Annotated in this window: 19 protein-coding genes and 1 pseudogene; 14 read left to right on the top strand and 6 right to left on the bottom strand. The window is 72.8% G+C overall.

Going from position 1 to position 23,418, the window contains the following annotated elements:
• Positions 1 to 4 precede the first annotated feature (4 nt).
• From OG286_RS08930 to OG286_RS08900, 7 genes and pseudogenes are all read left to right on the top strand, one after another.
• Entirely contained in the window at positions 5 to 952 is a 948-nt protein-coding gene (locus OG286_RS08930; RefSeq protein WP_405362389.1) for a M24 family metallopeptidase, read from the top strand.
• Positions 949 to 2,670, top strand: a complete 1,722-nt coding sequence (locus OG286_RS08925) for an SDR family oxidoreductase (protein ID WP_396319965.1) — start codon at positions 949 to 951, stop codon at positions 2,668 to 2,670. Before OG286_RS08930 ends, OG286_RS08925 begins: the two co-directional genes overlap by 4 nt.
• A 104-nt stretch (positions 2,671 to 2,774) precedes the next feature.
• Positions 2,775 to 3,461: a hypothetical protein gene (locus OG286_RS08920; protein WP_396319966.1), complete on the top strand. Its 687-nt coding sequence runs from the start codon at positions 2,775 to 2,777 to the stop codon at positions 3,459 to 3,461.
• Between the two features lie 199 nt (positions 3,462 to 3,660).
• Positions 3,661 to 4,575: an SDR family oxidoreductase gene (locus OG286_RS08915; protein WP_396319967.1), complete on the top strand. Its 915-nt coding sequence runs from the start codon at positions 3,661 to 3,663 to the stop codon at positions 4,573 to 4,575.
• Positions 4,576 to 4,703: 128 nt separating this feature from the next.
• Complete coding sequence (locus OG286_RS08910) at positions 4,704 to 4,907, top strand: cold-shock protein (RefSeq protein WP_405362395.1); 204 nt, start codon at positions 4,704 to 4,706, stop codon at positions 4,905 to 4,907.
• A 37-nt stretch (positions 4,908 to 4,944) separates the two neighbouring features.
• Positions 4,945 to 5,319, top strand: a pseudogene (locus OG286_RS08905) (LysE family translocator); the annotation flags it as partial.
• 227 nt (positions 5,320 to 5,546) lie between these two features.
• The gene (locus OG286_RS08900) at positions 5,547 to 5,840 is read left to right on the top strand and encodes a hypothetical protein (RefSeq protein ID WP_396319970.1); all 294 of its coding nucleotides are present in this window, start codon (positions 5,547 to 5,549) and stop codon (positions 5,838 to 5,840) included.
• 46 nt (positions 5,841 to 5,886) lie between these two features.
• Here the strand turns inward: OG286_RS08900 and OG286_RS08895 are convergent, their stop codons facing one another.
• The 5 genes from OG286_RS08895 to OG286_RS08875 form a co-directional block, all read right to left on the bottom strand.
• Positions 5,887 to 7,188 carry an XdhC family protein gene (locus OG286_RS08895; RefSeq protein ID WP_405362397.1) on the bottom strand — a complete coding sequence of 434 codons (1,302 nt, stop codon included), beginning with the start codon at positions 7,186 to 7,188 and terminating at the stop codon, positions 5,887 to 5,889.
• A 79-nt stretch (positions 7,189 to 7,267) separates the two neighbouring features.
• Positions 7,268 to 8,749, bottom strand: a complete 1,482-nt coding sequence (locus OG286_RS08890) for an NCS2 family permease (protein WP_405362399.1) — start codon at positions 8,747 to 8,749, stop codon at positions 7,268 to 7,270.
• Positions 8,750 to 9,102: 353 nt separating this feature from the next.
• Positions 9,103 to 11,475 (bottom strand): xanthine dehydrogenase subunit D, encoded by a 2,373-nt coding sequence (pucD, locus tag OG286_RS08885; protein ID WP_396319973.1) that lies wholly within the window; start codon positions 11,473 to 11,475, stop codon positions 9,103 to 9,105.
• Positions 11,476 to 11,548: 73 nt separating this feature from the next.
• Positions 11,549 to 12,037: a (2Fe-2S)-binding protein gene (locus OG286_RS08880; RefSeq protein ID WP_396319974.1), complete on the bottom strand. Its 489-nt coding sequence runs from the start codon at positions 12,035 to 12,037 to the stop codon at positions 11,549 to 11,551.
• A complete protein-coding gene (locus OG286_RS08875) occupies positions 12,034 to 12,921 on the bottom strand; it encodes an FAD binding domain-containing protein (protein WP_396319975.1) in 888 nt (295 codons plus the stop codon). The genes OG286_RS08880 and OG286_RS08875 overlap by 4 nt, the downstream gene beginning before the upstream one ends.
• Positions 12,922 to 13,344: 423 nt before the next feature.
• Between OG286_RS08875 and OG286_RS08870 the strand changes: the two genes are divergently transcribed.
• Complete coding sequence (locus OG286_RS08870; RefSeq protein WP_396319976.1) at positions 13,345 to 14,937, top strand: PucR family transcriptional regulator; 1,593 nt, start codon at positions 13,345 to 13,347, stop codon at positions 14,935 to 14,937.
• A 67-nt stretch (positions 14,938 to 15,004) separates the two neighbouring features.
• On the opposite strand, the gene OG286_RS08865 is transcribed toward OG286_RS08870, so the two are convergent.
• Positions 15,005 to 16,102: an alpha/beta hydrolase gene (locus OG286_RS08865; protein ID WP_396319977.1), complete on the bottom strand. Its 1,098-nt coding sequence runs from the start codon at positions 16,100 to 16,102 to the stop codon at positions 15,005 to 15,007.
• Between the two features lie 357 nt (positions 16,103 to 16,459).
• Here OG286_RS08865 and OG286_RS08860 point away from each other — a divergent pair, with 357 nt between their 5' ends.
• The 6 genes from OG286_RS08860 (at position 16,460) to OG286_RS08835 (ending at position 23,353) form a co-directional block, all read left to right on the top strand.
• Positions 16,460 to 17,488 (top strand): sugar ABC transporter substrate-binding protein, encoded by a 1,029-nt coding sequence (locus OG286_RS08860; RefSeq protein ID WP_396319978.1) that lies wholly within the window; start codon positions 16,460 to 16,462, stop codon positions 17,486 to 17,488.
• Complete coding sequence (locus OG286_RS08855) at positions 17,485 to 18,516, top strand: ABC transporter permease (protein ID WP_396319979.1); 1,032 nt, start codon at positions 17,485 to 17,487, stop codon at positions 18,514 to 18,516. The genes OG286_RS08860 and OG286_RS08855 overlap by 4 nt, the downstream gene beginning before the upstream one ends.
• Entirely contained in the window at positions 18,513 to 19,322 is an 810-nt protein-coding gene (locus OG286_RS08850; RefSeq protein ID WP_396319980.1) for an ATP-binding cassette domain-containing protein, read from the top strand. Before OG286_RS08855 ends, OG286_RS08850 begins: the two co-directional genes overlap by 4 nt.
• Entirely contained in the window at positions 19,319 to 20,425 is a 1,107-nt protein-coding gene (locus tag OG286_RS08845; protein WP_396319982.1) for an ROK family glucokinase, read from the top strand. Before OG286_RS08850 ends, OG286_RS08845 begins: the two co-directional genes overlap by 4 nt.
• Before the next feature lie 189 nt (positions 20,426 to 20,614).
• On the top strand, positions 20,615 to 22,417 hold the full coding sequence (gene ggt / locus OG286_RS08840) for a gamma-glutamyltransferase (RefSeq protein ID WP_396319983.1): 1,803 nt from the start codon (positions 20,615 to 20,617) through the stop codon (positions 22,415 to 22,417).
• A gap of 132 nt (positions 22,418 to 22,549) precedes the next feature.
• Positions 22,550 to 23,353: an exodeoxyribonuclease III gene (locus tag OG286_RS08835; RefSeq protein WP_396319984.1), complete on the top strand. Its 804-nt coding sequence runs from the start codon at positions 22,550 to 22,552 to the stop codon at positions 23,351 to 23,353.
• Positions 23,354 to 23,418: the final 65 nt, after the last annotated feature.

The raw sequence follows: 23,418 nt of genomic DNA, 5'->3' as shown, positions 1-23,418 counted from the left end.
CCCGATGGCCCAGCCCGCCTTCCCGTTCACCGAGCACGACCTAGCCCGGTTCCGGGAGACCCAGCAACTCGCCTACCACTGTGCCGAACAGGTCGCCGCCTGGATCGAGCCGGGCGTCACCGAGCGGCAGGCCACCGCCGAGCTGCGCCGCTGCCTGGTCGCCGCCGGGGTGCAGGACTTCTTCCACGTCCCGTTCGCCTGGTTCGGCGACCGGACGGCGTTCCGGCACTTCCACACGCCGCTGCAGTTCTTCGCCGGCGGCCGCCGGCTGGAGGAGGGCATGCCGTACGTCCTGGACTGCGCGCCCGTCGTGGACGGCTACACCGCCGACATCGGATACGGCGGCAAGGTCGGCGAGAACCCGGTCTGGGACCGGCTCGCCGCCGACCTGCGGGTCTACCGCGAGCTGATCCTCGCCGAGGTCCGCGCCCGCAAGCCGCTCGACGAGGTGTACGCGGCGGTGGACGCGCAGATCGCCGCGCACGGCTACGACAACCGCCACCAGGTCTACCCGGGCCGGGTGATCGGCCACCAGGTGACCCGGACGACCGCCCGCGGCCCGGCCGGGGTCAACCTCTTCGGCTTCGGGGTGCGTACACTCCAGACGCTCGGCCGTGAGCTGATCAGTGAGCGCCTGCACGGCCGTTCGCCGCTCTGGGCGGACGGCCGGGCGTCCCGGCACGCGCCGACCCCGGGCCTGTGGGCGGTGGAGCCGCACATCGGGTTCCGCGAGGTGGGCATCAAGTTCGAGGAGCTGCTCGTGGTCACCGAGGACGACGCGTACTGGCTCGACGACGACCTGCCGCACGTCCGCCGCTGGACGGCGGCGGCCGGGAGCGAGAGCACGGCGGCCGCCTCCGGGACCGCGTCGGCCCGGACCGTCGCACCGGCCGAGACCCAGACCGAGACCGCGGCCGGTGCGCCCGAGACCGCCCAGGAGGCGACCCGATGACGACCACCCGCCGCCGGACCGTCCACTCCGGCGGGCTGCCGCTCGCCGTCTTCGAGGACGGCGACCCGGCCGCGCCCACCGTCCTGCTGGTGCACGGCTACCCGGACACCCACGTGGTCTGGGACGACGTCGCCGCCGACCTCGCCCGTGACCACCACGTCGTCCGCTACGACGTGCGCGGCGCCGGGGAGTCCGGTGCCCCGGCCTCCCGCGAGGGGTACCGGCTGGAGCAGCTCGCCGCCGACCTGTTCGCGGTCGCCGACGCCGTCAGCCCGGACCGCCCGGTCCACGTGGTCGCCCACGACTGGGGCTCGCTGCAGTCCTGGGAGGCCGTCACCTCGCCCGGCGCCGAGCAGCGGATCGCCTCCTACACCACCATGTCCGGGCCCTGTCTCGACCACATGGGGTACTGGCTGCGCGACCGCTACCGCCGCCCCACCCCGCGCCACCTGAAGCAGCTGCTCTCCCAGGGCGTCCACTCCTGGTACATCACCGCCTTCCACCTGCCCTACCTCGCCCCCGGCATCTGGCGGCTCGGCCTGGCCCGCTCCTGGGGCCGGGTGCTGCGCGACCTGGAGGAGGTCACCCCGCGGCCCGGTCACCCGCAGCCCACCCTGCGGCGGGACGCGGTGCGCGGCATCGAGCTGTACCGCGCCAACATGCGGCCCACCCTGCGCAGCCCGCGCGAGCGGCCCACCGAGGTGCCGGTCCAGCTGATCACCCTGACCAAGGACCACTACGTCGGCGAGTTCCTCTCCGAGGGCCTGGAGCGCTGGGTGCCCAGGCTGACCCGCCGCTCGCTGCACGCCACCCACTGGTCCGCCCTGCTGGAGAAGGGATCCGCCGTGGCCGGCATGGTCCGTGAGTTCACCTCCGCCGTCGACGCCGGGCAGAGGGCCGACCGGGCCGGTCTCGGCCGGCTGGTGGTGGTCACCGGTGGCGGCAGCGGCATCGGCCGCGCCACCGCGCTGGCCTTCGCCGAGGACGGCGCCCGCGTCGTCGTCTGCGACCTCGACCTGGACGCGGCCCGCCGCACCGCCGAACTGGCCTCCCTGATCGGCCCGCCGGCCCACGCCTACCGGGTGGACGTCAGCGACGGCGCCGCCGTGGACGCCTTCGCCCAGCAGGTCGCCGAGGACCACGGCGTCCCCGACGTGGTGGTCAACAACGCGGGCATCGGCCACTCCGGGACGTTCCTGCAGACCACCGAGGAGGAGTGGCAGCGCGTCCTGGACGTCAACCTCTGGGGTGTCATCCACGGCTGCCGCGCGTTCGGCACCCTGATGGCCGACCGCGGCGCCGGCGGCCACATCGTCAACCTCGCCTCGGCCGCCGCCTACCTGCCGTCCAAGGCTCTCACCGCCTACGCCACCAGCAAGGCCGCCGTCTTCATGCTCTCCGACTGCCTGCGCGCCGAGCTGGCCGGCCACGGCATCGGCGTCTCCACCATCTGCCCCGGCATCGTCAACACCAACATCACCCGCACCTCCACCTTCTCCGCGACCAGCGCCGCCCAGCAGGCCGCCAAGCAGGCCCGTGCCGCCAGGCTCTACGCCCGCCGCGGTTTCCCGCCCGAGAAGGTCGCCGCCGCGATCCTGCACGCCGTCCGCACCGGCAAGCCCGTCGTCCCGGTGACTCCCGAGGCCAAGGCCGCCCGTCTCCTCAGCCGCCTCTCCCCGGGCCTCCTGCGCCTCGCCGCCCGCCTCAACGTCACCTGAGGCCGGCCGGCGGCAGGTTCCTGCCAACATCCCCCGCGCGACGGCCCGGCCCCGGCCGGGCGTCGTTAGGCTCCGGCGAAGATCATGACGAGGGGACAGATCAAGTGAACAAGCGTCTGGTTTCCGCTGCGCTCTCCGCGGCGGGCCTGGTCCTGGCGGTGGCTCCGGGGGCCTCCGCCGCACCCGCCGCCGGGACGACGAACGCCAGGTCGTGCGAGGGCGTCACGCTCTCCGGATCGCTGCCGGTGCCGCCCGCCGGCCTCGCGGTCCAGCAGACGGTGACGATCGGCGAGGACTGCAAGCCGCAGGAGGGCCCGGTGACGTACGTCCCGGCCACCACCACCCCCGTCGCGAAGTCCGTGAAGGCCGCGGCCGCCGCGGGCGCCACCACGGGCAAGCGGCAGATCAGCAGCTGGAACCAGATGTTCGACTGCTGCAACATCCGGATGACCGGGCTGTACACCACGTCCGACTGGAACACCGCCGACGGTCGCGTCACCAGCGCCACCACCGTGGCGCGCCAGGAGTTCAACCGCGAGCCGTGGGACGCCGGCTGGTCGGTGAAGTCCGCCACCAGCAGCGACGACTGCACCACCGACTGCGCCGTGGTCAACTCCCAGGCTCACGCCGACTTCGGCTACAAGGGCATCTTCGACGTCACCGGTGGCTGGTACGGCAACACCCACCACACGTACCTGACGCTGAACCCGGACCTCACCAGCAGCTGCACCTTCGACGTGCAGCTGAAGCACACCTTCATCGGCTGGAACTGGCAGCACGGCTGTCAGTGAGGCGCCCGCCCACGGCCTGACCTGACGGCGCGTGCCCCGGGGCCGGTGACGTCGACTCCACCCGGACTCGACACCACCGGCCCTCGCGGTTGGGGAACGCCCTTCCGCCTCGTACCGTGACAGGACGTCGACGCCGCGCTCCTCACCGGGGCGTCGGCGTCGCAGCAGGAGACGGGCAGCCACGAGGGAAGGCACGCGCATGGAGCAGCCGCTCAAGGGCAAGGTCGCACTGGTCGCCGGGGCGACCCGGGGCGCCGGGCGGGGGATCGCGGTCCAGCTGGGGGCCGCGGGCGCCACGGTGTACGGGACGGGCCGCAGCGCCGGGGGTCACCGGTCGGAGTACGGGCGGGAGGAGACGCTGGAGGAGACGGCGGCGCTGGTGACGGCGGCCGGCGGGCAGGGCATCGCGGTGCGGGCCGACCACCTGGTGCCCGCCGAGGTGGCGGCCGTGGCGAAGCGGATCGAGGCCGGGCACGGCGGGCTGGACATCCTGGTGAACGACATCTGGGGCGGCGAGCAGCTCTTCGAGTGGGAGCGCCCGGTCTGGGAGCACGACCTGGACAACGGGCTGCGCCTGCTGCGCCTGGCCGTCGAGACGCACGCGATCACCAACCACCACCTGCTGCCGCTGCTGCTGCGCCGGCCGGGCGGGCTGGTGGTGGAGATGACCGACGGCACCGCCGAGTACAACGCGACCCGCTACCGGAACTCCCTCTTCTACGACCTCGCCAAGTCCTCGGTGCTGCGGATGGCCTTCGCCCTGGGGCACGAACTCGGCCCGCGCGGGGCGACGGCGGTGGCGCTCACCCCCGGCTGGCTGCGTTCGGAGATGATGCTGGAGCACTTCGGCGTCACCGAGGAGACCTGGCGCGAGGCGACCGGGAAACAGCCGGACTTCGGCATTTCGGAGTCGCCCGCGTACGTCGGCCGTGCGGTGGTCGCGCTGGCCGCCGATCCGGAGGTGGCGCGTTTCAACGGCACCTCGCTCTCCAGCGGCGCCCTGGCGAAGGAGTACGGCTTCACCGACCTGGACGGCAGCCGCCCGGACGCCTGGAGCTACCTGGTGGACGCCGAGCAGGCGGACGGCCCGCTGGACCCGTCCGGCTACCGCTGAGCGGCGGGCGGCGCCACGGCGCCGGTGCCGGGGGCGTGCGGTGAACGCGGCGTGCGGCGAGGCGGCCCGGCGGTGACGATGGGTGGAAACCGGGGACACCCCCACCCGCCGACCGAAGGAGCACACCCATGGCCACCGGCACCGTGCAGTCCTACCACGCCGACCACGGCTACGGCCTGATCACGCCCGACGAGGAAGGGCCCGCGCTGTACGTCTACTACGACTCGATCGTGGCGGAGGGGGACCGGGAGCTCACCGAGGGCCAGCGGGTGGAGTTCGACCCGACGGAGCAGGAGGGCCGCCCGGTCGCCGAGCGGGTCCGCCGGTTGTAGGAGCGGTCCGGCCGCCTACGATCAGGGCGGGGCCGCCTACCTGGTCTGGATGGGCGTCGCCATGCTGCGCAACCGCGGCGGCGGGGCCGGGCCGGAGGAGGGGCTCGCGGACGGGGGCCTGGCGCACGGCTGGCGGCGCGGCACGCTGACCAACCTGCTCAACCCCAAGGTCGGCGTCTTCTACGTGGCGGTGCTGCCGCAGTTCATCCCGGCGGGTGCGCCGCACTTCGCCGCCGGCGTGGCGCTGACCTGCGTGCACGTCGTGGAGGGACTGCTCTGGTCGGCGGTGCTGGTGGGCTTCGCCCAGGCGGTTCGCGGCTGGCTGCGCCGGCCGGCCGCGCGCCGGCTGCTGGACCGGGTGACCGGTGCGGTGGTGATCGGCTTCGGGCTGAAGCCGGCGGCCTCGAACTAGGGCGGACAGGGCCTGGCTCGGCGCCCCGGGCCTGGCGGTGTCGCTCTCCTCGGCGCGGCCTCCCCCCGGCGCACGGCGAGTCCGCAGGGCGGGTCCCGAGCCCGGCCCGCCTCCGGCCCCGCGACGTCACCCGCCTGGTGGCGCCGGGATGGACGCGGGGGCGCGGTGGGGGCTGCATGGGAGACGGCAACCCCCACACCGGAGCCCACCAGGCAGGAGCACCCCCCATGGCGATCATCGCGACGTTCGAGTTCCCCGGCGTCACCCGGGCCCAGTACGACGAGGCGACGGACCGGCTGACCGGCGGCGCCGGGCTGAACAAGCCGTCCGACTGGCCGGTGCGCGGGCTGCTGCTGCACGCGACGGGCCCGACGCCGGACGGCGGGTGGCACGTCACGGACGTCTGGGAGTCCCGGGAGGCGTTCGAGCACTTCGCGGCGGTGCTGATGCCGATCCTGCAGGAGGTCGGCATCCCGACGACCCCGCCGCTGATCTGCGAGGCCTACAACGTGGTGAGCTGAGCCGGGCCCCGGAACCGCGCCCCGGGACGTGCGGCCGGCCCGGCGCTCAGGCCGCGTGCGGCTGCGGGGTCTCGGCGCTCCGCTTCGCGGGAGCGCCCTCGCGGGCGTCCGCCGGAGCGTCCTCGGCGCGGGCCAGGTCGTGGTGGATCGGCCCGTTGCCGGCGCTCAGCGGCAGGCAGCTGCCGCCGCGCCGGTGGGCGACGATCTCCGCGGCGACCGAGACGGCGGTCTCCTCGGGCGTGCGGGCGCCGAGGTCCAGGCCGATGGGCGAGCGGAGCCGGCCGATCTCCGCCTCGGTGAGGCCGACCTCGCGCAGCCGGGCCTCGCGGTCGCGATGGGTGCGGCGCGAGCCCATCGCGCCGATGTAGCCGACGGGCAGCCGCAGGGCGCGCTCCAGCAGCGGGATGTCGAACTTGGCGTCGTGGGTGAGCACGCAGAGCACCGTACGGCCGTCGATCCTGTCGAGCTGCGAGTCCAGGTAGCGGTGCGGCCAGTCGACGACGACCTGGTCGGCCTCGGGGAAGCGCCGCTCGGTGGCGAAGACCGGGCGGGCGTCGCAGACGGTGACGTGGTAGCCGAGGAACCTGCCGATCCGCACCACGGCGGCGGCGAAGTCGATGGCGCCGAAGACCAGCATCCGCGGCGCGGGCACGTAGGCCTCGACGAAGAAGGTGACGGTGCCCTGTTCCCGCTCGTCACAGGGGCGGCCGTCCAGGCCGAGCACGACCCGGCCGGTGCGCCCGGCGTCCAGCATGGCCCGCGCCTCGGCGACGATCGCGCGCTCCAGCCCGACGAGCAGGCGCCGCGCGACGGGGGTCCCCCCGGCCGGAGTCCGGGGGAGCGTCGCCGGAAGGCCGGTGGCGGGCGACGCGAGGGCGGTCGTCGGCGAGGGGGAGAGGGCGCCGTGGTGGGTGTCGGCGGTGACGGCGACGGTGGAACCGACCAGTCCGCCGGGGCCGGCGATGACCCGGGCGAGCGCGACGGGGGTGCCGGAGGCGATGTAGGTGATGCCGGCGTCGAGCGCCGGGTCGGCGCCGGGGACGACCGGCTGCACGAAGACGTCCAGGATGCCGCCGCAGGTCAGGCCCACGGCGAAGGCGTCCTCGTCGCTGTAGCCGAAACGTTCCAGGACGGGTTCGCCGGACTCGATGGCGGCCTGGCAGAGCTCGTACACCGCGCCCTCGACGCAGCCGCCGGAGACGCTGCCGATCGCCTCGCCGGCCGCGTCGACGGCGAGCGCGGCGCCCGGGTCGCGCGGGGCGCTGCCGGAGACCCCGACCACGGTGGCCACGGCGAAGGAGCGCCCGGACGCGTGCCAGGCCTGCAGCTGCTCGGCGATGTCCTGCATGTCGGGAGCTCCTTACGGGGTGCGGGGGAACGGGAGGTGCCGCCGTACGGGAAACGATTCCCGTACGGCGGCGGTGCTGCTAGTGGACGCCCAGCCAGGACTTGATCGGGGTGAGCGCGAAGTAGATCACGAAGACCACGGCCAGGATCCACATCAGCGGGCCGGGCTCGCGCCACTTGCCGGTGCCCGCCTTGATGACCGTGTAGGAGATGACGCCCGCGGCGACACCCGCCGTGATGCTGTAGGTGAACGGCATCAGGGTGCAGGTGAGGAAGGCCGGGATGGCGACCTCGCGGTCCGACCAGTCGATGTGCCGGGCCTGGCTCATCATCATCGAGCCGATGACGACGAGGGCGGCGGAGGCGACCTCGGTCGGGACGATCGCCGCGAGGGGCGAGAAGAAGAGCATGAGGGCGAACACGCCGCCGGTGACCGTCGAGGCGAGGCCGGTGCGGGCGCCGTCACCGACACCGGTGGCCGACTCGACGAACACGGTCTGGCCGGACGCTCCCGACAGGCCGCCGATGGCGCCGCCTGCGCCGTCGACGAAGAGGGCCTTGGAGAGACCGGGCATCCGGCCCTTGTTGTCGGCCAGGCCCGCCTCGGTGCCGACGCCGATGATGGTCGCCATCGCGTCGAAGAAGCCGGCCAGCACGAGGGTGAAGACCGCGACCGAGGCGCTGATCGCGCCGAGGCCCTTGCCGCCGAAGGCGCCGAACACGTCGACGTCGCCGAAGAGGCTGAAGTCGGGGGAGGAGACCGGGCTGCCGGGCCACACCGGGGCGGAGCTGACCCAGGTCTTCGCCGGGAGGTCGGCGACCGCGTTGATGACGAAGGCCAGCACGGTGCCGCCGGCGATGCCGATCAGGATGGCGCCGCGGACGTTGCGGGCCAGCAGCACGAAGATCGTCAGTACGGTGAGGCAGAAGACCAGCACGGGCCAGCCGGCCAGTTCACCGAAGGGGCCGAGCGCGAGCGGGGTGGGACCGCCGGTGTGCACGAAGCCGGCCTTGACCAGGCCGATCAGCGCCACGAAGAGGCCGATGCCGATGGTGATGGCGTGCTTGAGCGGCAGTGGGATGCCGTTCATGATCTTCTCGCGCAGCCCGGACACGACCAGGAGCACGATCAGCAGGCCGTAGACCACACAGAGACCCATGGCCTGGGGCCAGGTGGTGTGTGGCACGACCAGCGCGGATATCACGCCGGAGACGGAGAGGCCGGCGGCGACCGCCAGGGGGACGTTGCCCACCACGCCCATCAGGATCGTGGTGACCGCGGCGGCGAGCGCCGTCGCGGTGGTGAGCTGCGCGTGGTCCAGCTTGAGACCGTTGACGTCGGCGCCGCTCAGGATGATCGGGTTGAGCAGCACGATGTAGGCCATCGCCATGAAGGTGGTGAGGCCGCCGCGGATCTCGTTGCCGATGGTCGAGCCTCGGGCGGAGATCTTGAAGTACGCGTCGAGGGCGTTCTTCGGCTGCGGTGCCGGGACCGACGTGGGGGTGTCGTCCTCGGCGGGTCTGTCTTCAGTGGTGCCGGGCTCCGTGGGGATCCTGGTCATGTCCACTCCCAAGTGTCAAAGGGGGTTGGGGTGGGCGAGCCGACCTGACAGCCAGTCAACGAAGTTGGCAGAGGGGGACGATTCGACTCACTGGGCGCACTCTGTGGCAGTGCTGCGGTGCTGGGGGCACCCCCTGCCGAAGGCTGGGGGAAGGTGGTGCGCACCGCTGCAGAACCCCGGCGTGGGAGAGGCAGCGGGATGGTGCGTTCGCGTTGCTTCTGGTGGTGCATCGATGGTGCTCTTCACTGCTCGGGTGGTGCTGCCCCGGGGCGGCGGGGAAGTGCTCGATGTTCTCCTCGCTTGCGCTCGGAGAAGACTGTCGCCGCCCCGGGGAGGTGTGCGGAGATCCGGGGCTAGAGGGAGCCGGGGGTCTCGGTGGTCAGGTGCTCGGGCCGGACGGGGATCCGGTCGAGCGCCAGGCCGGTGGCGTTGCGGATGGCGGCCACGATCGACGGCGTCGCCGACACGGTCGGGGCCTCGCCGACCCCGCGCAGCCCGTACGGGGCGTTGGGGTCGGGCAGTTCGAGGATCTCCACCGGGATCGGCGGGGTGTCCAGGATGGTGGGGATCAGGTAGTCGGTGAAGGAGGCGTTGCGCACCTTCCCGTCCTTGACCACGATCTCCTCCATCACGGCCAGGCCGAGCGCCTGGGTGCAGCCGCCCTGGATCTGCCCGACCACGGAGAGCGGGTTGAGCGCCTTGCCGACGTCCTGGACGGCGGTCAGCTCGACCACCTTCACGAGGCCCAGCTCGACGTCCACGTCGACCACCGCGCGGTTGGCGCAGAAGGTGTACTGGACGTGGCCGAAGCCCTGCCCGGTCTCCTTGTCGAAGGGGACGGTCGGGCGGTGGTGGTGTTCGCGGGTGAGGTCGATCGCCTCGTCACCGAGCAGGTCCACCATGGAGACCAGCGGGCCGGCCGACGCGGAGACGACCTTGCCCCCGACCAGCGACAGGTCGTTCTGGGACCAGCCGTAACGCCGTCGGCCCTTCTCGATCAGCGCCTGCTTGACCGCCTCGGCGGCCAGCTTCACGGCGCCGCCGGTCATGTAGGTCTGGCGCGACGCGGAGGTCGAACCGGCGGATCCGACCTCGGTGTTGGCCGGGTGGATGGTGACCTGCTCGACGCCGAGCTCGGTGCGGGCGATCTGGGCGTGCACGGTGACGCCGCCCTGGCCGACCTCGGCCATCGCGGTGTGCACCATGGCGACCGGCTCGCCGCCGATGACCTCCAGGCGGACCCGGGCGGTGGAGTAGTCGTCGAAGCCCTCGGAGAAGCCGACGTTCTTGATGCCGACCGAGTAGCCGACGCCGCGCACGATGCCCTCGCCGTGCGAGGTGTTGGACAGTGCGCCGGGGATCTGCCGGACGTCCAGGTGCTCCGTGTCCAGCGGCGGCGGGAGCGGCATGTCCTTGACCCGCTGGAGCAGGTCGGCGACCGGGGCCGGCGAGTCGATCTGCTGGCCGGTGGGCATGTGGTCGCCCTCGGCCATCGCGTTCAGCTGGCGCAGCTCGACCGGGTCCATGCCCAGCTCGGCGGCGAGGCGGTCCATCTGCGTCTCGTAGCCGAACGCGGCCTGGACGGCGCCGAAGCCGCGCATCGCGCCGCAGGACGGGTTGTTGCTGTACAGCGCGATGGCGTGCATCTTGACGTTCGGGATCACGTACGGGCCGTGTCCGAGCGAGGCGGCGTTTCCGACCACGGCGGGCGAGGCGGAGGCGTAGGCGCCGCCGTCCAGCACGATCCGGGCGTCGGCGAAGACCAGCTTGCCGTCGCGGGTGGCGCCGTGCTCGTAGGTCATCCTCGCCGGGTGGCGGTGCACGTGGCCGAAGAAGGACTCGTCGCGGGAGTAGACGATCTTGACCGGCTTGCCCGTGTGCTGGGCGAGCAGGCAGGCGTGGATCTGCATCGAGAGGTCCTCGCGGCCGCCGAAGGCGCCGCCGACGCCGGCCAGCGTGAGGCGGACCTTCTCCTCCGGCAGGCCCAGCACGGGGGCCATCTGCTGGCGGTCCACGTGCAGCCACTGGGTGGCGATGTAGAGGTCGATGCCACCGTCCTCGGCCGGCACGGCCAGGCCGGACTCCGGGCCGAGGAAGGCCTGGTCCTGCATGCCGACCTCGTAGGTGCCCTTGACGATGACGTCCGCCATCGCCCGGACCTCGTCGGTCACGCCGAGACCGGAGACCAGCTTCTGCTCGTGGCAGATGTTGCCGTACCCGTGCGACTTGTACTCGTGCGGCTCGTGCACGTAGCCGTGGGTCTCGGGGTCGAGGCACTGCTCCTCGGTGGTGATCGGGGTGAGCACCTCGTACTCGACCTTGATCTTCTTCACCGCGCGGCGGGCCGTCTCCGGGTGGTCGGCCGCGACCAGCGCGATCGCCTCACCGTGGCAGCGGACCTTGTCGATGGCCAGGGCCGGCTGGTCCTGGATCTCCAGGCCGTAGTACTTCGAGCCCGGGATGTCGTCGTGGGTGAGGACGGCGTACACGCCCGGCACCTTGAGCGCCTCGGAGATGTCGACCGAGAGGAGGTTGGCGCGGGGGTGCGGCGAGCGCAGCGCCATACCCCAGAGCATGTCCTCGTGCCACATGTCGGACGAGTACGCGAACTCGCCCTTGACCTTCAGGTTGCCGTCCGGGCGCAGCGGCGAGCCGCCGATGCCGTCCTTGGAAGCCTGGTTGATGTTCTGGAGGTTCTTCTGCCCCTGGATGGTACGAGTGCTCATGCGGCCACCTCGCTGCGCTCGGCGGGCGCTTCGCACAGCGCGCCGCCCTTCATGATTCGCTCGCGTCGCTCGCTCATGCGGAAGTCCCCTTACCGGCGCACTTGCGGGCGGAAGCCAGCCGCACCGCGTCCATGATCTTCTCGTAGCCCGTGCAGCGGCAGAGGTTGCCCGACAGCGCCTCGCGGATGTCGTTGTCGCTCGGCTGGGCGTCGTTCTCCAGCAGGGCGTCGGTCTGCACCAGCAGGCCGGGGGTGCAGAAGCCGCACTGGACGGCCCCGGCGTCGATGAACGCCTGCTGGACGAGGCCCAGCTCGCCGTTCTCGTCGGTCAGGCCCTCGACGGTGCGGACCTCGCGGTCCTGCACCTGGCCGGCGGCGACCAGACAGGAACAGACCGGAACCCCGTCGAGGTAGACCGTGCAGGAGCCACACTCGCCCTGCTCACAGGCGTTCTTCGAGCCCGGGAGGCCGACCCGCTCGCGCAGCACGTAGAGCAGGCTCTCGCCCTCCCACACGTCGTCGGCCTCGACCGGCTTGCCGTTGGCGGTGAAAGTGACCCTCATGCCGCGCTCCTGATCTGCTTGCTGTAGTCGTTCCAACACCAGGTGAGGGTGCGGCGGGCCATCACGGCCAGCGAGTGGCGCCGGTAGTCGGCGGTGCCGCGGACGTCGTCGATGGGCGAGGCCGCCGCCTTCACCAGCTCGCCGAACTGCTGGACCACCTCGGCGCCCAGCAGGTCGCCGGACTCCCAGAGACCGCGCTCGGCGAGCACGCCCTGCAGGTACTCCTCGGCCTCCACGGCGCGGCGCGGCGTGGGGGCAGCCGAACCGATACCGGTGCCGACGGTGCCGTTCTTCGGGTGAAGGGCGAAACCGAAGGCGCAGACCGCGATCACCATGGCGTTGCGGGTACCGATCTTGGAGAACTGCTGGGGGCCGTCCGCGACGGGGATGTGCACGGCCCGGATCAGCTCGTCGGACTCCAGGCTGTTGCGCTTCACACCGACGTAGAACTCGTCGATCGGGATCAGCCGGGTACCGCGCACCGAGGCCGCCTCGACGAACACGTCGCGGCCGGCCGCCAGCAGTGCGGGGTGCGCGTCGCCGGCCGGGGAGGCGCCGCCGAGGTTGCCGCCGACGCCGCCGCGGTTGCGGATCTGCGGCGAACCGACGGTGTGGGCCGCCAGAGCCAGGCCGGGCAGCGGCCCGGACAGCTCGTCGATGATCCGGGTGTAGGGGACCGAGGCGCCGAGCTTGACGACGTCGCCGTCGTTCGACCATTCGGTGAGCTCGGTGATGCGGTTCAGGTCGAGAATCGCGGATGGCCGGTGCACGTCGAAGTTCATCTCGACCATGACGTCCGTACCGCCCGAGATGGGCAGCGCGGTCGGGTACTCAGCCTTCGCCGCGAGTGCCTCGTCCCAGGTGGCGGGCCGAAGGAACTCCATGCGGGTGTCTCCTCAAGTCGTCGCCGGCCGGACGGGTGGGCACAGTGCCCGGAACTCGGTGTTCGGACCTCGCAAACCGCTTCGTTGCCTCGGCGTCGGATCCTGGTCACCGGGATGTGTCCGGCGGCGTGTGGCCAGTGAACCTCTGTGACGGGGCCCACTGGCAGTCACCGATGGCATGAAGCCCCGGCTGTGGTCCCGCCCGGCATCCTGTACGTTCCTCTAAGGCGGACAATCTCGCAGCCCAGCCGTTCACCGGGTGCTACCTACGACCGTAATCCGGCCGTGATTTCCAAGCTACGGCCCCGTGATCCCGGCACCGGTCGGTACGTAACGCCGAGCACAGATGTTCGGGCACACTGTCTCCCCGGACCGAGCGCTCGGGCCCCCACCACCTCACCCCCAGCCCGATAGGAGTCCCGGATGCGTGTCCGTGACCTGCTCGCCCCCGGAGCCCCGCGACTGCGCCTGCTCGCGGCCGAGGAAGAGCTGGACCGCCAGGTCAGCGGCGTCATGACCACGGACCTGCACGACCCCGGCCGCTACCTGCACGGCGGCGAGCTGGTGCTCACCGGCATGCTCTGGCGCACCGGGCCGGCCGACTCCGAGCGGTTCGTGCGGACCATCGTGGCCGGCGGCGCGGTCGCCCTCGCGGCCGGGGAGGCCGAGGTCGGCCCCGTCCCCGAGGACCTCGTCGAGGCCTGCCGGCGCCACCGCATGCCCCTGTTGGCGGTACCCGACGACATCGCTTTCGGCACCGTCACCGAGTTCATCGGCCGGCAGGTCTCCGCCGACCGCGCCGCCGACCTCGCGGCCCTGGTCGACCGGCACCGCCTGCTGGTCTCCGCGGCCGGCGGCGGCGGCCTGGACGCCGTCCTCGACCTGCTCGGCGGCGACCTCGACCTCGACTGCTGGGTGCTCACCCCCACCGGCGCGGTGATCGCCGGCCCGGCCGACCGGCTCTCCGCCGAAGACCGCGACCAGCTGGTCCGCGCCCACCTCGGCGCCCAGCGCCAGCGCCGCCGCCCTCCGCACCGGGCCCGGCTGCTCACCGGCTCCTACTCGCTGCTGCCCGCCTCCGCCACCCCCGACGCCGAGTCCCCGCTCGCCGACTGGATGCTCGCGGTGGCCGGCGACGTCACCGAGTGGACCGGCAAGCGCCAGCAGCTCGCCGAGAACCTGGCCCGGCTGGTCGCCGCCGAGCGGCAGCGCCGTGACGAGGGCCGCCGGCTGCGCCGCCGCCTCGCCGACGAGGTGCTCACCCTGCTCCAGCGCGACGCCGACCCGGCCGAGATCAGCCGCACCCTGTACGCCTCCTCGGCGATGGCCGCCCGCTACGAGAACGCCGAGCCCAAGCCCCAGGCGCAGGACGGCTCCTGGCTGGTGCTCAGTGCCGAGGGGACGGGCCTGCCGGAGGGGACGGTGCGGTCCGTCCTGGAGGAGGCGCTGGGCGGGACGACCGACCGCGCGCTGATCGCCGGGGCCGGCACCGGCGCCGTCGTGGTGCTGCCCGCGCTGGACAGCACGGTGCCCGCCGACACGCTGCGCGAGCTGCTCTCCCCGCTGGAGGCCGGCCTCGGCTCGGAGGGCCGGATCACCCTCGGCGTCTCCGCCCCCGCCTCCGAGGCGGGCGGCCTGCGCGGCGCCCTGGAGGAGGCCCGGCACGCCCGCCGGATCGCCGCCGCCCGGGTCGGCCGGGTCTGTGTGGCGGGCCCGGAGGAGCTGGCCTCGCACGTGCTGCTGCTGGCCGCCGTCCCGGACGAGGTCCGCCGGGCGTTCCGCAGCCGGCTGCTGGACAAGGTGATCGCCTACGACATCGAGCACCAGGCGGACCTCGTCCGCACCCTGGAGGCGTTCCTGCGTTCGGACGGCTCGTGGACGAGGTGCGCCGCCCAACTGCACGTCCACGTCAACACGCTGCGCTACCGGATCGGCCGGATCGAGGAGCTGACCGGCCGGGACCTCTCCCGGCTGGAGGACCGGGTGGACTTCTACCTGGCCCTCGAACTGGCCTGATCCCGTGGGGCGTTGACGCCGAAGGGCCCGCCGCTGACGCCCGCGGCGGGCCCTTCGTCACACTCCGTCAGGGCTGGGCGGGGATCAGACCGGTGATCCACTCGAAGACGCCCGGCACCATGTTCTTCCAGACGTCGCTGGAGTGCGGCCCGGTGGTCTCCTGGACCTGCACGGTGGTCGGCGCCTTCGCGACCGCGGCGATGGCCTGGCCGTCCTCGTAGCCGTCACCCTTGTTGCCGGAGATGTAGAGCGCCACCTTCGGCGGCTGGGCGGCGTTCTTGACGATGTTGACCGGGTTGTTCGCCTCGCGCAGCTTCTGGTCCTTGCCGACCAGCGAATCCTTCTCGGTCGCGGGGTCGTTGTAGCCGGAGAGGCTGACGCCGGCCCGGTAGCGGTTGGGGTGGGCGAGGGCGAGCTTGGTGGCGCAGTGGGCCCCGGCCGAGTACCCGGCGACCGCCCAGCGGTCCGGGGCCGCGTCGGCACGGAAGTTGTCCAGCACCATCTGCGGGACGTCCCGGGTCAGCCAGGTGTCCGCGTTGACCTTGCCGGGCACGTCGGTGCAGCCGGCGTCGGTGCTGTTGCCCAGCAGCAGGGTGCGCGGGGAGACGAGGATGAACGGGGCGACCTTGCCCTGCTGCATCAGTGGCTTGAGCTGCTCGGAGACCTTGAGCGTGCCGTACCAGGTGGAGGAGGAGCCCGGGAAGCCCGGGATCAGCTCGACGACCGGGAACTTCTTGTCCTTGAACGCGGGGTCGTGGTACTGCGGCGGAAGCCAGACCAGCACCTCGCCGTCGACGCCGGACAGCTGGCCCTTGAGGTCGGTCTTCTGGACGTCGTTCGGCACCTTCGGGTCGTCCACGCCCCGGAACTGCTGCGTCACCTTGGGCGGCTGCTTGGCGTCCCCGCTGCCGGCCTGGCCGGCCGTGCCGCCGGTGCCCGGGTCCGCCGGCGGTACCGAGGGCACCGCCCGGACGTGCTTGCCGGTGCCGAGCAGGTCGTCCCAGCTGCCGTAGATCAGGTTGGCGTTGTTGACCATGACGAAAACCATCAGCACGGCCGTGACCTGGCAGAAGACGATCATCGCCAGCCGGGACAGGATCTGCAGCGGCCGGGGTCCGCGCACCTTGCCCCAGAGCAGCAGGGCCGCTGCGATGGAGATCGGCACGAGAATGACCGTGCAGAGGAAGAATGGCGTGCCTGTCAGTTGCATCAAGTTCTCGTATCCGGGTTCAAAGCCGTCCCGGGCCCCACTCGCCCGGAACTCGCTCCAATGGCATCGGACGGCCTGGAACGGGGATCGGTTGCCATCCGAATCTGTGCGGAACCTGAGAGGAACATCACGTTTCCGTGATGATCCCTTTTCAGGTCCGCCCTAGTCTGCCACCCTGACGGCCCGCGCCCGGACGATGCGCCCAGCCGACTCCCAGGATCACCCCCGCCAGGGCACGATACCGCCCGTACGGAGCCGGCCGGAGGGCGAGGCGGTGCAATCGCCGCACGAGCGGGCAGCGAGACTATGGTCATGAGCACAACCCGTTTTCGCGCATCCCGCCGGATCTGGCCCGTCTGCGCCGCCCTGGCCCTGCTCGCGGCCGTCGCCGGATGCAGCAGTACCGGAGGCCTCCGCGCCGAGCAGGCCAGAGCCAAGGCCTCGGCCGCCGCCGGCGGCGCCGTCACGACCCCGCGCTGGAAGGTCGCCATGGTGACCCACGCGGGCGCCGGCGACGCCTTCTGGGACACCGTGCGCAAGGGTGCCGAGCAGGCTGCGGCCAAGGACAACATCACCTTCCTGTACTCCAACGACGCGCAGACCCAGAACCAGGTCCAGCTCGTCCAGGCCGCCATCGACCAGAAGGTCGACGGCCTGCTGGTCACCCTCGCCAAGGGCGACGCGCTCGGCGACGTGCTCGGCAAGGCCAAGGCCGCCGGCATCCCGGTGATCACCATCAACTCGGGCCAGGAGTACTCCGCCAGGTTCGGCGCGCTCACCCACATCGGCCAGGACGAGTCCACCGCCGGCCAGGCCGCCGGCGCCGAGCTGGCCGCGCGCGGGCGCAAGAACGTGCTCTGCGTGATCCACGAGCAGGGCAACGTCGGCCAGGAGCAGCGCTGCTCCGGCGCCCAGTCCGGCGCTGGACTGGCCGGCGGCGCCTTCCAGGTGCTCTACGTGGACGGCGTCAACATGCCCGACGCCCGGGCCGCCGTCGCCGCCAAGCTCCAGGCCGACCCGGCCATCGACACCGTGCTGACCCTCTCCGGCCCGATGGCCGCCACCGGCCTCCAGGCCATCCAGGACGCCCGCCGCACCGTCGAGCTGGACACCTTCGACCTGGGCACGCAGGTGGTCGCCGGGCTGAAGTCCGGCAGCGTCGGCTTCGCCGTCGACCAGCAGCCGTACCTCCAGGGGTACGAGGGCGTCGACCTGCTCTGGCTCTACCGCTCCAACCTCGACATGCTCGGCGGTGGCAAGCCGGTGCTGACCGGCCCGCAGATCCTCACCAAGGACAACGCCGACGCGCTCGCCGAGTACGTCGCGAGGGGGACGCGTTGAGCACCACGGACCTGCTCGCCCAGGACCGCCCGGCGGCGCTGCGGCGGCTGCTCGCCCGGCCCGAACTGGGCGCGCTGATCGCCGCCGCCGCCGTCTTCCTAGTCTTCGCCGCCGTTGCCGAACCCTTTCTGCGGGTCTCCTCGCTGGGCACCGTGCTCTACGCGGCGTCGACCATCGGAATCATGGCCGTACCGGTCTCGCTGCTGATGATCGGCGGCGAGTTCGACCTCTCGGCCGGCGTGCTGGTCACCACCGCCGCGCTCACCTCGTCCATGGTCAGCTACCAGCTCACCGCCGTGACCTGGGTCGGGGTGGTGGTCTCGCTCGCCGTCACGCTGTCCGTCGGCGGCTTCAACGGCTGGATGCTCAGCCGGACGAAGCTGCCCAGCTTCATCGTCACCCTCGGCACCTTCCTGATGCTCACCGGCGCCAACCTCGGCGTCACCAAGCTGATCTCCGGCACCGTCTCCACCAAGCCGATCTCCGACATGGAGGGCTTCGCCTCCTGCCGCTGGCTGTTCGCCTCCGAGGTCACCGTCGGCGGGCTGACGATCAAGGCCACCGTCTGGTGGTGGCTCGGCCTGCTGGTGATCGGCAGCTGGGTGCTGCTGCGCACCCGCTTCGGCAACTGGATCTTCGCGGTCGGCGGCGACGCGGCCGCGGCCCGTGCGGTCGGTGTGCCGGTCGCCCGGACCAAGACCGTGCTCTACCTCGGCGTCGGCTTCTGCGCCTGGGTGCTCGGCCAGCACCTGCTCTTCTCCTTCGACACCGTGCAGTCCGGCGAGGGCGTCGGCAACGAGCTGATCTACATCGTGGCGGCCGTCATCGGCGGCTGCCTGATCACCGGCGGCTACGGCTCGGTGGCCGGCTCCGCGCTCGGCGCGCTGATCTTCGGCATGGTCAGCAAGGGCATCATCTACGCCCAGTGGAACCCCGACTGGTTCAAGTTCTTCCTGGGCGCGATGCTGCTGATGGCCGCCCTGCTCAACTCCTGGGTCAAGCGCCGCGCCGAGAGGGGACCGCGATGACCGAACTGCTCTCACTCGTCGGCGTCGGCAAGACGTACGGCACGGTCCGCGCACTGGAGGACGTCTCGCTCACCCTGCGGGCCGGCGAGATCAGCTGCGTGCTCGGCGACAACGGCGCCGGCAAGTCCACCCTGATCAAGATCATCGCCGGGCTGCACCGGCACGACGAGGGCACCTACGCGATCGGCGGCGAGGAGGTCCGCCTGGACTCCCCGCGCCAGGCCCTCGACCGCGGCATCGCCACCGTCTACCAGGACCTCGCCGTGGTCCCGCTGATGCCGGTCTGGCGGAACTTCTTCCTCGGCTCCGAGCAGGGGTACAAGCGCTGGGGCGGCCTGCGGCTGGACGCCGACGGGATGCGCGCCACCACCCGCGAGGCGCTCGCCAGGATGGGCATCGACCTGCACGACGTCGACCGGCCCATCGGCACCCTCTCCGGCGGCCAGCGCCAGTGCGTGGCCATCGCCCGCGCCGTGCACTTCGGCGCCGAGGCGCTGATCCTGGACGAGCCGACCGCCGCGCTCGGCGTCAAGCAGTCCGGCGTGGTGCTCAAGTACGTCACCGCCGCCCGCGACGCCGGCCTCGGGGTCGTCCTGATCACCCACAACCCGCACCACGCGTACCTGGTCGGCGACCACTTCACCCTGCTCCGGCGGGGCCGGATGGCCGGCAGCCACCCCCGGGCCGAGATCGGCCTCGAACAGCTCACCACCGAGATGGCCGGCGGCTCCGACCTCGCCGAACTCTCGCACGAGCTCGCCCGACCGCAGTCCGACGACACCCCAGAGGAGCGCCCGCAGCCGTGACCAGCCCCAACGCCGCCACCCGGCCGCCGGTCCTGCCCACCCTGCTCGGCCTCGGCCCGCGTGCCGAGCGCCGCCGCCGCGCCCTGCCCGCAGGCCTCCTGCGGCTGCCCACCATCGGCGTCGACATCGGCGGCACCAAGGTCGTCGCGGGCGTGGTGGACGGCGAGGGCAAGGTGCTGGAGAAGCTGCGCACCGACACCCCCGACAAGAGCAAGAGCGCCAAGATCGTCGAGGACGTCATCGTCGATCTGGTGCTCCGGCTCGCCGACCGGCACGACGTCCACGCGGTCGGCATCGGCGCGGCCGGCTGGGTCGACGCGGACCGCTCCAAGGTGCTCTTCGCCCCGCACCTCAACTGGCGCAACGAGCCGCTCCAGGAGGCGCTCAGCGAGCGGCTGCGGTTCCCGGTGATCGTCGAGAACGACGCCAACGCCGCCGCCTGGGCCGAGTGGCGCTTCGGTGCCGGGCGCGGCGAGGACCACATGGTGATGCTCACCCTCGGCACCGGCATCGGCGGCGCCGTCGTCCGCGACGGCTACGTCGACCGCGGCAAGTACGGGCTGGCGGGCGAGTTCGGGCACATGCAGGTGGTGCCCGGCGGCCACCGCTGCCCGTGCGGCAACCGGGGCTGCTGGGAGCAGTACTCCTCCGGCAACGCCCTGGTCCGCGACGCCCGCGAACTGGTCGCCGAGGAGTCCCCGGTGGTCCAGCCGCTGCTGGCCCGGGCCTGCGGCGCCGTCGAGGGCATCACCGGCCCGCTGGTCACCGAGGCCGCCCGGGCCGGCGACCCGACCGCCACCGAACTCCTCTACGAGGTCGGCACCTGGCTCGGCGTCGGCATCGCCAACCTGGCCGCCGCCCTCGACCCGGGCCGCTTCGTCATCGGCGGAGGCGTCTCCGAGGCCGGCGACCTCCTCCTCGCCCCCGCTCGCGCCGCCTTCCGCCGTACCCTCACCGGCCGCGGCTTCCGCCCCGAGGCGGCGATCGTCCACGCCGCCCTCGGCAACGAGGCCGGCCTGGTCGGCGCCGCCGACCTCGCCCGTCAGGTCGCCCGCCGCTTCCGCACCATCAAGCGGCGCCGGGTGGAGCGCTCGGTGCCGTAGGGCGCGTCCGACCGTTCCCGCCCGGCGCGCGGCGCCAGGGGCCCGCGCACGGGGAGGCCGGCCGGTCCGGCCTCCCCTGCGCGGGTGCCCGAGGTGTCAACTACCCGTTGGTAGCGGTGCGGCCCTGTTGTCGGGGCCATGGCTCCTGTGAAACAACGGAGTTGACGTCGACTCGGGAGGCCTTTCCGGATGAGAGCTCTGGCCCGCATCGCCCCGCCGCTCCTGCTCGCCACCGCCCTGGTCTGCTCCGCCGCGGGGCCGGCCGGCGCGGCGGGACCACCAGTGCAGTCCCCGCCCAAGGTGCCCGAGGCGGTGGGCTGGGGCGGCGCCGTGGCCAGCGTGGACGCCGACGCCACCGCGGCCGGGATCGAGGTGCTCCGCAAGGGCGGCAACGCCGTGGACGCCGCGGTCGCCGTCGCGGCGGCGCTCGGTGTCACCGAGCCGTACTCGGCCGGGATCGGCGGGGGCGGGTACTTCGTCTACTACGACCACGCCACCGGGCGGGTCTCCACCATCGACGGCCGGGAGACCGCCTCCCGGACGGCCGACGAGGGGCTGTTCCTGGAGGGCGGCACGCCGCTGCCGTTCGCCGACGCCGTCACCAGCGGGCTCTCGGTCGGCGTGCCCGGATCCCCGGCGACCTGGGAGACGGCCGTCCGGCTCTGGGGCAAGCGCTCCTTCGCCGACGCGCTGCGGCCCGCCCAGCGGATCGCCGACCAGGGCTTCACCGTCGACCAGACCTTCCAGGACCAGACCGCGCTCAACCAGGCCCGGTTCAAGGACTTCCCCGACACGGCGAAGCTCTTCCTGCCCGGCGGCAACCTCCCCGTCGTCGGCTCCACCTTCCGCAACCCCGACCTCGCCGCCACCTACCGGCAGCTCGGCAAGGAGGGCACCAAGGCGCTCTACGAGGGCGACCTCGCCGGCGACATCGTCCGGACCATCCAGCACCCGCCGGTGGACCCGGCCTCCGGCCGCAACGCCCGCCCCGGCAAGGTGGACGCCGCCGACCTGGCCGGCTACCAGGTCCGCCGGCAGCAGCCCACCCACGTCGCCTACCGCGACTACGACCTCTACTCGATCGCCCCGTCCAGCTCCGGCGGCACCACCGTCGGCGAGGCGCTCGGCATCCTGGAGGACGGCGAGGTCGGCCGGTACGACGGCACGCAGTACTACCACCACTTCCTGGACGCGTCCCGGATCGCCTTCGCCGACCGCAACCGCTGGGTCGGCGACCCGGCCTTCAACGACGTGCCGGCGAAGGAGCTGCTCTCCGCGCGGTACGCGGCCGCCCGGGCCTGCCTGATCAGCCCCGACCGCGCGCTCACCAGCCCGCTCGCCCCCGGCGACCCGCGCCACCCGGCCGCCTGCGCGAGCGCCGGTCCGGCGCCCGCCGCCGAGCCCTACGAGGGCCTCAGCACCAGCCACCTGACGGTCGCCGACCGCTGGGGCGACATCGTCTCCTACACGCTCACCCTGGAGCAGACCGGCGGCAGCGGCATCACCGTCCCCGGCCGCGGCTTCCTGCTCAACAACGAGCTGACCGACTTCAACTTCACCCCGCTCACCCCCGGGGTGCCCGACCCCAACCTGCCCGGCCCGGGCAAGCGCCCCCGCTCCTCGCTCTCGCCGACCATCGTGCTGCGCGACGGCGAGCCCGTGCTGGCGGCCGGCTCGCCCGGCGGCGCGACCATCATCACCACCACCCTCCAGGTGCTGCTCGGCCGCCTCGACCGGGGCCTGAGCCTGGAGCAGGCGATCGCCGCGCCGCGCGCCAGCCAGCGCAACACGGCCGCCACCCAGGCCGAGCCGGCCTTCCTCGCCCTGCCCGAGCGGGCCCGGCTGGAGGCGCTCGGCCACGTGTTCGCGAGCACGCCCGAGATCGGCGCCGCAACCGGCGTCGAACGCCTGCCGGACGGCCGCTGGGTGGCGGCCGCCGAACCGGTCCGCCGTGGCGGCGGCGCCGCGGCGGTGGTGCGGCCCGCACCCTGACGCCGGCCGGTTTGTCGGTGGGCGGCGGTAGATTCGGGGTGGGCGTCCTTCCGGGCGCCCGCCCGTCGTCCGAACCACTCGTCCGACCCCCGTCCGAAGCACCCGTCCGAACCACCGGGAAGGCCGCCCGCCGTGACCGTCCGCATCGCCACCTGGAACATCAACTCCGTCACCGCGCGGCTGCCCAAGCTCCTCGAATGGCTGGAGAGTGCCAAGCCGGACGTGCTCTGCCTCCAGGAGCTCAAGTGCGCCGCGGACGCCTTCCCGTACGAGCCGGTGCGGGAGCTGGGCTACGAGACGGCCGCGCACGGCACCGGCCGGTGGAACGGCGTCGCCATCGTCTCCCGGATCGGCCTGGACGACGTCGTGCGTGACCTCCCCGGCCAGCCCGGCTACCTGGCCGACGACGCCCTGCTGCCCGATGTCGAGCCGCGCGCCATCGCCGCCACCTGCGGCCCGGTCCGGGTCTGGTCGGTCTACGTCCCCAACGGCCGCGAGGTCGACCACGCCCACTACCGCTACAAGCTGGAGTGGCTGGAGGCCCTGCGCCAGGCCTCGCTGGAGGACGCCGCGGGCCCGCGCCCGTTCGCCGTCCTCGGTGACTTCAACATCGCCCCGGCCGACGAGGACGTCTTCGACGTCGCCGCCTTCGAGGGCCTCACCCACGTCACCCCCACCGAGCGCGCCGCCCTCACCGCCCTCGCCGAGGCGGGCCTCCAGGACGTCGTGCCGCGCCCGCTCAAGTACGACCGCCCGTACACCTACTGGGACTACCGCCAGCTGGCCTTCCCGAAGAACCGGGGCATGCGGATCGACCTCACCTTCGCCAACAAGGCCTTCGCCGACGCCGTGACGGACAGCTACGTCGACCGCGAGGCCCGCAAGGGCAAGGGCACCTCCGACCACGCCCCGGTCGTGGTCGACCTCGACCTCTGAGTCACTCCCGGTAGCGGGTGGTCCCCCGAACGGTCCAGAGCGGTGGCCGGGCGGGCGCCGGGTGC

It is taken from the genome of Kitasatospora sp. NBC_00039 (assembly GCF_045160625.1).
Lineage (GTDB): Bacteria > Actinomycetota > Actinomycetes > Streptomycetales > Streptomycetaceae > Kitasatospora.
This window is presented reverse-complemented; position numbering and strand designations above follow the sequence as displayed.